A 7,418-nucleotide genomic window follows, 5' to 3' on the forward strand; every position below is an offset into this window, starting at 1 on the left:
CTGTGCCGTGGCGTACGCTTTCGCCGGCTCGTCTTTCTTCAAGGGGTTGGGCCGAAGGGCCACACTGTAATTTAATGCCATAGTTTTGATAATTAAAAATTGATAATTGAAAATTGATAATGGGATCGATCTGTTTTCGATTACGAATGTACGACTTCCGGTTTCCTCCGGAATGAGTCTCGTAGAGGCGGTGTGAAATCGAGGGGAATAAGGTGATAAAAGATGAATATTAGTGGATCGGATCGTTGCCGGATTCGTACTTTTTTAGTATCTTTATTCCTGTAAATGAATGAAAAACACCTATTTTATGCAAACAAACAACGAATATCTGGATGAGTGGCCGGTGCGCCCTTATAGCAAACGGGAGTTGGCCATGGCCTATGCTCCCGATATCAGTCCGTGTTCCGCCCTCAACCGCTTGGCGGGATGGGTCCGACATCATCAGAAGCTCAGCGATGAGCTGGACGAGACAGGTTACCAAAACCGGCAGCGGATTTTCACCTCCCTGCAAGTGGAACTGATCTTTCGCTATTTGGGCCGTCCTTGAACGAGGATCTTCCACGTTCGCTTTCGCATGCGTATATCGGCATCGCTTCATGCGTATATCGACCTTGGCCCACACGTATATCGGCGTGGCCCTGTACGGGCGTAGGCGTGAGGCGATGCCGGTGTACGTGTGGGGCGTGCGAGTAATGCAAATAATGCAAGTAATGCAGTACCTGTTTTCCCACACACGTGCGTACATACTTAAAAGAAGAGGAGGAAGAGGGATTATGTTTTCTTATAATCCCCTCGTTTTTCTCCCTTTCGGACGATTCCCTGTTTCTGCCAACGTTGCAAGCAACTGCATGCGGTGTTTTTGGGTATCTTCAGCTTCTCGGCTTCTTCCAAGAGGGATTGATAGGTGAAACCCGTATCCAAGGTGATGAAGAGACGTTCTTGGTCGGCCATGCCCCGGTTCTTCACCTCGTTGGCGGGAAGGAACGAGAGTATGTGTACGGCGTGTAGGTACATAGGCTCGGCCAAGGAAAGGACCGCTTGGAAATCATCCTCTTGGATGGAGAGATCCCAGCGGGTGATGATCCCGTCCTTGATGTTGTCGGAGCAGGTCTGCGAGTCTGGCGTGAGCCGGGGCGACTTGCGCAGGCTGGCGGCGAAGTCTCCCGCCTCCTCGCATTCCCCTGTTATTCGCAATAGGGCGACGATCGATAGGATACGTCCGATATTGATGGCCATCCGTACGACGGAGCTGTTCATCTCGTTGCCGGTGCCCTTCCGGGAGCGCTCGAACAAGGTTTGGAACACCTCGTTGAAGGAGACGATTTGCGCGTCGGTCAAGCGAAGCGAGATCACCCCCAGTTTCTGGATCTCTCTCAAGTGAGCGATCCAGTCCTTGCCCAATTTCTGGAATTCCAGCGACGTGTCGGTCCGCTGTAGACTGAACTGGTTGATCCAGTGAAGTACACGGGGCATATAATAGAACATTTGCCGGGAGAACAATCCGTTCTCGCTGGAAGGGATCAGCGGCTTCACCTGCCCGGGCGTTCCGCTTATCAATACCGACAGGTGTGAGTGCCGCAGCTCCCGATACTCCCGGTCTGTCCGCCGGTTGTAACTGAGCGGGTCGTGATCGAACGAGCAGCGGATCACCTCGCTCCAATGGCCATAATCCGAGGCGATGGAGTTGCTGACCATGTCCGCCTCGGTCTCGCAGATGATCCCCACGCCGCCCGAGTCGATGATATTCTGCAAGATACCGGTACCGGTGTTGTTGCCGGAGAATATAAACATACGGTTGAGAGGCATTTCCGGCTCCTCGGCTTTCGCCTTTTCCCGTCCCAAGGAATTGAAGGAGGTCATCTCTTTCTTATACCTTTTCATCTCCTCCGCCACGTTTGCCCGGATCTCGTCGTGGATCGGTTGCACGAGCATTCGCGTCCATGCGAGCACGCCTTTTCCGGAGGCGGGAGGAGCGACGACGAAGGTTTGCAAACTGGAGAAGAACCATTTGCCTCCATATAGGAACCGCAGTGTCTGGGCGAGCGAGGCGCCCAAGGTGGTGAGCCCGCCGAGGAGGAGTACGTCCCGTTGCTCCCGGCTCTGTCCGAACGCCATGATCTGCCGCAACATCCGGGGCCACTCATGCCCCTCGGGGAAGAAGGGCAGGTGGGTGAACGGATCGACCTGCTCCTCGATCTCGGTCTCCACATTATTATCGCGCGCACGTGTGTGGGAAACAGGTGCTGCATTATTTGCATTACTTGCATTACTTGCGTGTGTATCGCGGGGGCGGCTTGGAGGTTCCAAACGTACGCCCGCCAGTTCGGCCAAGTGGAAGGCCGTACCGAGGTGTATCCTGTGGTCTCCCTTATTCAAGGCGTTGGAGAAAAGCCGTTCGGCCTTCTCCCGGTTAAATTTCACCGATAGGGAACACAGGGTGATGAAACCTTCTCGTCCTGCCTCGCCGCAATCGTTGGCGATGGCAAACGCCAAGCGTACGTATTCACAATATCCGGGGGCGATATCTACACCCGCCGAACGAACCGCTTCTACTAAGCGGGATAAACTGTCTGACATGTAATTTATGATTTATGAGTTATGATTTCAAATCCTGAAGAGTGCGTTGGGATCATGACATAGGAAACAGGAGCGGACGATGTCTTTGCCGCTCGGGTCTACTTTCCGGGAGCCTCGCGTCTCTCCGTCGCCATACACATATTCCACGTAGTTCATTACGCCTAGGATATGCTCGGAGATATAGGCGGGTGTCTCGTTTCCGGGATGTTCCGGATAGGGGACGAAAGCCTTTACGCCTCGTTCGCTCGGGCTGATGAAGCAGAGAGCGGGGCATAGGTAGGCATCGTCGAACAGCTGTCTTCGGAGGGCTTCCGCCTCCGCGGTAGAGTCCAATCCGTCTACATCCACTACCACCAATCCGCTCGGGGCCAGGAGCCGATCGCTTTTCCGGTAGGAGAAAGTCCCGCAAGGCGTGACATACGGTAGCGTTTGCCGTTTCAGCTCGCTGAATCGTTCCTTGTCACCTGTCTCAAGCGGGAGGCGGAGCTGCCGGGTGAGGTGTTCGAGGGCCGGATCGCCGGTGATGAGTCGGGCCACCTCCTGTAAGGTGACTTCTCGACTGGGATATACGGTAGCCGGTCGTGATACTCGTCCCGTTAGGCTATCTTTGACCGGTGAGATCGGGGCTGCGAAAAGGGACATTTTAAATTCATTTTTCATGTATTCTTTTTCTTAGATTAACGGCGGTGAAGGTCGGATTAATAAAATAAAGTGCGGGACGAACAGTTCGTCCCAATGTTAATGGTGTTGACATGATTAAATAAAAGATAACAGAATAAACAAGGATTTAAGGAGGATTTATATGAAAAAAGAAGACGTGGTGGCGGGTATGTTGGCTTATATAGCCCACCTTCGTGAGGTGGGGCGTTATTCCACGGCGAAGAGTTATCTGGACGCTTTACGCTCGTTCAAGTGTTTTTGCGGGATGGAGGAAATCCCTTATGCCTATATAGACAAAGAGAGGCTCTTGCTTTATCAGGCATGGCTGTCGAAGCGGGGCTGTATGCGCAATACGGTGTCCACCTATATGCGGCGAATCCGGCATATCTATAACTTGGCGGTGGAGGCTGGCGAGGTTTCGTATATCCCGAATCTGTTCAAGGGGGTATTTACAGGCGTGGAGAGCAAGCGGAAGAAGGCGTTGCCTTTGGATTGCTTGCGCTCGTTGATGGGGACTCCGAGAGTTGAGCCGGAGATGCGGAGAACCCAGCAGTGTTTTTGCCTGATGTTCTCGTTCAGCGGGATGGCGTTCGTGGATTTCGCCCATTTGCGGAAAGAGAATGTCAAGGACGGGGTCTTGTCGTACCACCGTCAGAAGAGCGGGTCTTTCATCCGGGTGGAGATCCCGGCCGATGTACGGCTCTTGTTGGATGAGTTGGCGGTTTGCACGGACAAGGACTCGCCTTACCTGTTCCCGTTTCTGAGCGGGAAGAAAACGGGTGAGGCGGCCTATGCGGAATACAACGGCGCCTTGCTGCGCTTTAACCGCGACTTGAGGTCGCTGGCGGAGACTTGTGGTGTGGGTGAGCCGGTCACCTCGTACACGATCCGTCACTCTTTCGCCACGACCTTGAAAGAACAGGACGTACCGATCGAGATGATCAGTGAGCTGTTGGGGCATACGTCTATCAAGACCACGCAAATTTACTTGAAGAGCTTTTCCTTGGAACGTCTGTCGGCGGTGAACCGGGCTTGCTTCGAGAGCGTGTATAAACCGGTATCCGAGGTGGGGTAAGAGATTAGCTACTCGGGAAGTAGCGTATTCTTTCATGCCGCGAATATAGTAAAAAATAACTAAAAACAAGCGAATAGATCCGCTTGTTTACTCATTGTAGGCGTTTGATCCTCTCTATTCTTTGATTTTCCCATTTTATCCTAAACGTATAGACATGGTGATGCGGGTGAAACGACCTCTTGTTCCCGGTATCATTCCACCATGCCTCATAACCTGTGTGTGTATTCCTGTAGAGACGGGGCGTACCTCGTCTCATCTCCTCAAAATGGTATTTAAATTACCGTCAGACGATGGGAGACGGAGCATGCTCCGTCTCTACAACTGGGTAATTTTCACCTCCTTTTACGCTACTTCCCGAGTAGCTAAATATTCACTAGGTATGGTAATTTTCAGAAATGCCATATTTGAAAACTTAAAGTGCTGTGTGTTAGGCGTAAATAGGGTACGCTTGGCAGGGCTTTGAATTGTCGTTTAATCAGAGGGGAACTCCTCGTATATCTTAGGGAAAAGAGAATCATGCCGACGCATATTTTGAGAAACGATCGTCCGAAGGGGGGCCTGACACAGGCCGGCAAGCGTCATGACTTGAAAGCCGTGCGCTGGTACGTGCTCACGCTTCCTACTGCCGCGGGTGGACGGCGTGACCGGATCAGCCCCTCCAAAGGTTTGGACGTGGAGCTTTCCCGGCGGGAACGTCGGGGAGAGACTCTTTTCGAGTATTTCGCCCCCTCGTACGTGGAGGTGCGAAAGGTGGGTGGCAAGCTGGTCAACACGAGGCGACCTTTGCTGTTCAACTACGTGTTTATCCGTTCTTCGGTAGAGGAAATCTTCCGCATGAAGCAGGCACTCCCCTTGTATAATTTCCTTCCCCGTGTCTCTTCCGGGAGTACGACCTATTTCCCGCACCTCTTGGATCAGGAGATGGCGAATTTGCGCTGGGTGGCGGAGGCTTACTCCAACGAGCTCCCGGTGTACGTGCCGGAGAGTACCCGCTTGTTGAAGGGGGATCGGGTACGCATAACATCCGGTTATTTTACTGGAATGGAGGCCGAGGTGGTGATCCAGCCGGGCGGCGGTCATAAGGAGGTGATGGCACGCATACTGGATTGCATGTGGGTACCCTTGTTCGAGGTGAAGGCGGGTGAGTACGAGTTGATCGAGTTGAACGCGAAGAGCAAGCACGTTTATACCCATCTGGACAACGACCGCCTGTCGGAGGGCCTGCACGAGGCCTTGGGACGTTACCATGCTTCCGGCAGTGTCTGCGAGGAGGATCGACGATTGGCCGGCGAGGTACTGCGGGGGTATGCCTCTTTGCGTGCGGAGACAGACGTGATGCGCTGCAAGCTGTGCGCGTTGCTCCTCCCGACCTATAAGCTGTCGGGCGATGAGGAGGCTTTCGTTCGCTTGCACGACACGATGCGCGGCTTATTGCCTGTCGTGAAAGCACCTCAATCCCGTGCCCTGTTGCTGGTCACCTTGTACGGCTGTACGGATAACGCTCTCTACCGTCGCATGGCACACGAGCTAGTGGATCCTTGGCAAGTCGATCCCTCGCCTAAGAAAAGCAAATTATCCTTGATCCGCCGGCTGGGCGACTATGATAGATGGCTGGGCCACGAATCAGTTGACAGTTGAGAAGTGGCAGTTGACAGTTTAAATCATAATCCAAAATTCATAATTCAAATTTGATGTCTACCCTTCCTTCCGGCGTTCGTTTGGTGGCGTTGCTGAACGACCATTTGCGCGAGATCATGGGGCGCGAGCGTGCGAACCATACCTCCATGCACTTGTATTGTACGGGGCCTTACTGGGTCGCCTTCGAGCGTTCGGCCTATCAGTTGCGTCGTGCGTTCCCGGACAGCGAGACCACGCCGATGCGCCTGTTCGGGTATCCGTTTCCGGTCGTGATGGTGTCCGTAACGGATCGCTCGCTGCGTTCGTACGCCCGCAAGCATATCTTGCGGATCGACGAGCCGGATTATAAGCGATTGACCGTCCCCGTTTTCCCTGCGGAAGATTACCGGTCGTGGCACGACCGGGAGGTATCGGGACTGCCGTATCCCCACACGGACGGATTTCAGAGAAATTAATACGATTATCACATATGTACCGACAACAATTCTTTCCCCGTCTGGGTGATTACATCGACACGCTGCTGAAAGTCACCAAGCTGACCAAATCCATCGTCTGCGTAACCGGAGGTATGGGCGGCAGTACCTATAACGCTTTAAAAAAGGTATAGACATGCATTTCAGCATCTATGTCCGTCTGTTGGATCTCCTTTGGGAACATCTGGATGACGAGGATCGGTTCCGCCAGCTGGCCCATGAAGCCGTGGAGCGGTATATCTCTCACATGCGGGGGAAGATGGATGAAGATAAGAAATAATTTAAAGGTGGGCTATACGAATAACATTACTGCTTGTCCTTAGGACAGCCTTCATTGACTAATTAACTAGCCATGATTAAAAAAGAGAGTTTTGGAAAACCTACTGATTTTATCCCGGATGGGATGAACGCCTTCGAGCGTAACGTGAAGCGTATAGGGGATTGTCTTTTGGCCTTTATCGCCTTGGTTGTATTCTCCCCTTTGTTCTTGATCTGCTACATCGCCGTAAGGCGCGAGGATGGCGGTCCTGCCATTTTCAGGCAGGAGCGGATTGGCCGTTTCGGTCGCCCGTTCAACATCTATAAGTTCCGTAGCATGCGTTTGGACGCTGAGAAGTTCGGCCCTGCCCTTTACAAGGGAGGCGCAGATCCCCGCATGACCCGTGTGGGGAAGTTCCTGCGCGAGCATCATTTGGACGAGCTTCCCCAATTATGGAATGTCTTCATTGGTGATATGTCTTTTATCGGCCCTCGTCCGGAGCGAAAGTTCTACATCGACCAGATCATGGAGCGTGATCCCCGCTATCGCTTCCTGTTCCAGATCCGTCCGGGCGTGACTTCGTATGCCACGCTCTACAACGGCTATACGGATACGCTGGAGAAGATGATCCGCCGTCTGCGTTACGACCTGTTCTATCTGGAGCACCGCTCGTGGTGGTTCGATTTCAAGATATTGGTGAAGACGTTCTTGAACATAGTGTTCGGGAAGAAATTCT

The 7,418-nt window shown here is 52.9% G+C and carries 9 protein-coding genes and 1 pseudogene; 7 read left to right on the top strand and 3 right to left on the bottom strand.

Going from position 1 to position 7,418, the window contains the following annotated elements; all coding sequences use genetic code 11:
• A pseudogene (locus DWX33_RS22995) lies at nucleotides 1–81 on the bottom strand (DNA-binding protein); the annotation flags it as partial.
• 226 nt (nucleotides 82–307) lie between these two features.
• Here DWX33_RS22995 and DWX33_RS21850 point away from each other — a divergent pair.
• Entirely contained in the window at nucleotides 308–547 is a 240-nt protein-coding gene (locus DWX33_RS21850) for a DUF4248 domain-containing protein (RefSeq protein WP_036617443.1), read from the top strand.
• A gap of 224 nt (nucleotides 548–771) precedes the next feature.
• Here the strand turns inward: DWX33_RS21850 and DWX33_RS21855 are convergent, their stop codons facing one another.
• Both DWX33_RS21855 and DWX33_RS21860 read right to left on the bottom strand, forming a co-directional pair.
• Complete coding sequence (locus tag DWX33_RS21855; RefSeq protein ID WP_122381031.1) at nucleotides 772–2,577, bottom strand: DUF3987 domain-containing protein; 1,806 nt, start codon at nucleotides 2,575–2,577, stop codon at nucleotides 772–774.
• A gap of 27 nt (nucleotides 2,578–2,604) precedes the next feature.
• Complete coding sequence (locus DWX33_RS21860; protein ID WP_009018544.1) at nucleotides 2,605–3,237, bottom strand: BT4734/BF3469 family protein; 633 nt, start codon at nucleotides 3,235–3,237, stop codon at nucleotides 2,605–2,607.
• A 142-nt stretch (nucleotides 3,238–3,379) separates the two neighbouring features.
• On the opposite strand from DWX33_RS21860, the gene DWX33_RS21865 reads away from it, so the two are divergent.
• The 6 genes from DWX33_RS21865 to DWX33_RS21880 all read left to right on the top strand — a co-directional run.
• Nucleotides 3,380–4,312, top strand: coding sequence for a site-specific integrase (locus DWX33_RS21865; RefSeq protein ID WP_122381032.1), 933 nt, complete (start codon nucleotides 3,380–3,382; stop codon nucleotides 4,310–4,312).
• A gap of 516 nt (nucleotides 4,313–4,828) precedes the next feature.
• Nucleotides 4,829–5,950 (top strand): transcriptional regulator, encoded by a 1,122-nt coding sequence (locus DWX33_RS21870; protein WP_087344222.1) that lies wholly within the window; start codon nucleotides 4,829–4,831, stop codon nucleotides 5,948–5,950.
• A gap of 53 nt (nucleotides 5,951–6,003) precedes the next feature.
• The gene (locus DWX33_RS21875; RefSeq protein ID WP_057326403.1) at nucleotides 6,004–6,405 is read left to right on the top strand and encodes a hypothetical protein; all 402 of its coding nucleotides are present in this window, start codon (nucleotides 6,004–6,006) and stop codon (nucleotides 6,403–6,405) included.
• A gap of 14 nt (nucleotides 6,406–6,419) precedes the next feature.
• Nucleotides 6,420–6,557, top strand: a complete 138-nt coding sequence (locus tag DWX33_RS22665; RefSeq protein ID WP_005861865.1) for a hypothetical protein — start codon at nucleotides 6,420–6,422, stop codon at nucleotides 6,555–6,557.
• A gap of 2 nt (nucleotides 6,558–6,559) precedes the next feature.
• The gene (locus DWX33_RS22670; RefSeq protein ID WP_173015055.1) at nucleotides 6,560–6,703 is read left to right on the top strand and encodes a hypothetical protein; all 144 of its coding nucleotides are present in this window, start codon (nucleotides 6,560–6,562) and stop codon (nucleotides 6,701–6,703) included.
• A gap of 72 nt (nucleotides 6,704–6,775) precedes the next feature.
• Nucleotides 6,776–7,418 (top strand): sugar transferase (locus DWX33_RS21880; RefSeq protein WP_122246836.1); only part of this gene is annotated, 643 nt, incomplete at its 3' end.

The sequence above is a fragment of the Parabacteroides sp. AF19-14 genome, from assembly GCF_003635485.1.
Taxonomy (GTDB): domain Bacteria; phylum Bacteroidota; class Bacteroidia; order Bacteroidales; family Tannerellaceae; genus Parabacteroides; species Parabacteroides distasonis.

What these genes read in the sequence shown, in the direction of transcription:
- DWX33_RS21850 (WP_036617443.1), top strand. Translation starts at nt 308, where the DNA reads ATGCAAACAAACAACGAATATCTGGATGAGTGGCCGGTGCGCCCTTAT.
- DWX33_RS21855 (WP_122381031.1), bottom strand. Translation starts at nt 2,577, where the DNA reads ATGTCAGACAGTTTATCCCGCTTAGTAGAAGCGGTTCGTTCGGCGGGT.
- DWX33_RS21860 (WP_009018544.1), bottom strand. Translation starts at nt 3,237, where the DNA reads ATGAAAAATGAATTTAAAATGTCCCTTTTCGCAGCCCCGATCTCACCG.
- DWX33_RS21865 (WP_122381032.1), top strand. Translation starts at nt 3,380, where the DNA reads ATGAAAAAAGAAGACGTGGTGGCGGGTATGTTGGCTTATATAGCCCAC.
- DWX33_RS21870 (WP_087344222.1), top strand. Translation starts at nt 4,829, where the DNA reads ATGCCGACGCATATTTTGAGAAACGATCGTCCGAAGGGGGGCCTGACA.
- DWX33_RS21875 (WP_057326403.1), top strand. Translation starts at nt 6,004, where the DNA reads ATGTCTACCCTTCCTTCCGGCGTTCGTTTGGTGGCGTTGCTGAACGAC.
- DWX33_RS22665 (WP_005861865.1), top strand. Translation starts at nt 6,420, where the DNA reads ATGTACCGACAACAATTCTTTCCCCGTCTGGGTGATTACATCGACACG.
- DWX33_RS22670 (WP_173015055.1), top strand. Translation starts at nt 6,560, where the DNA reads ATGCATTTCAGCATCTATGTCCGTCTGTTGGATCTCCTTTGGGAACAT.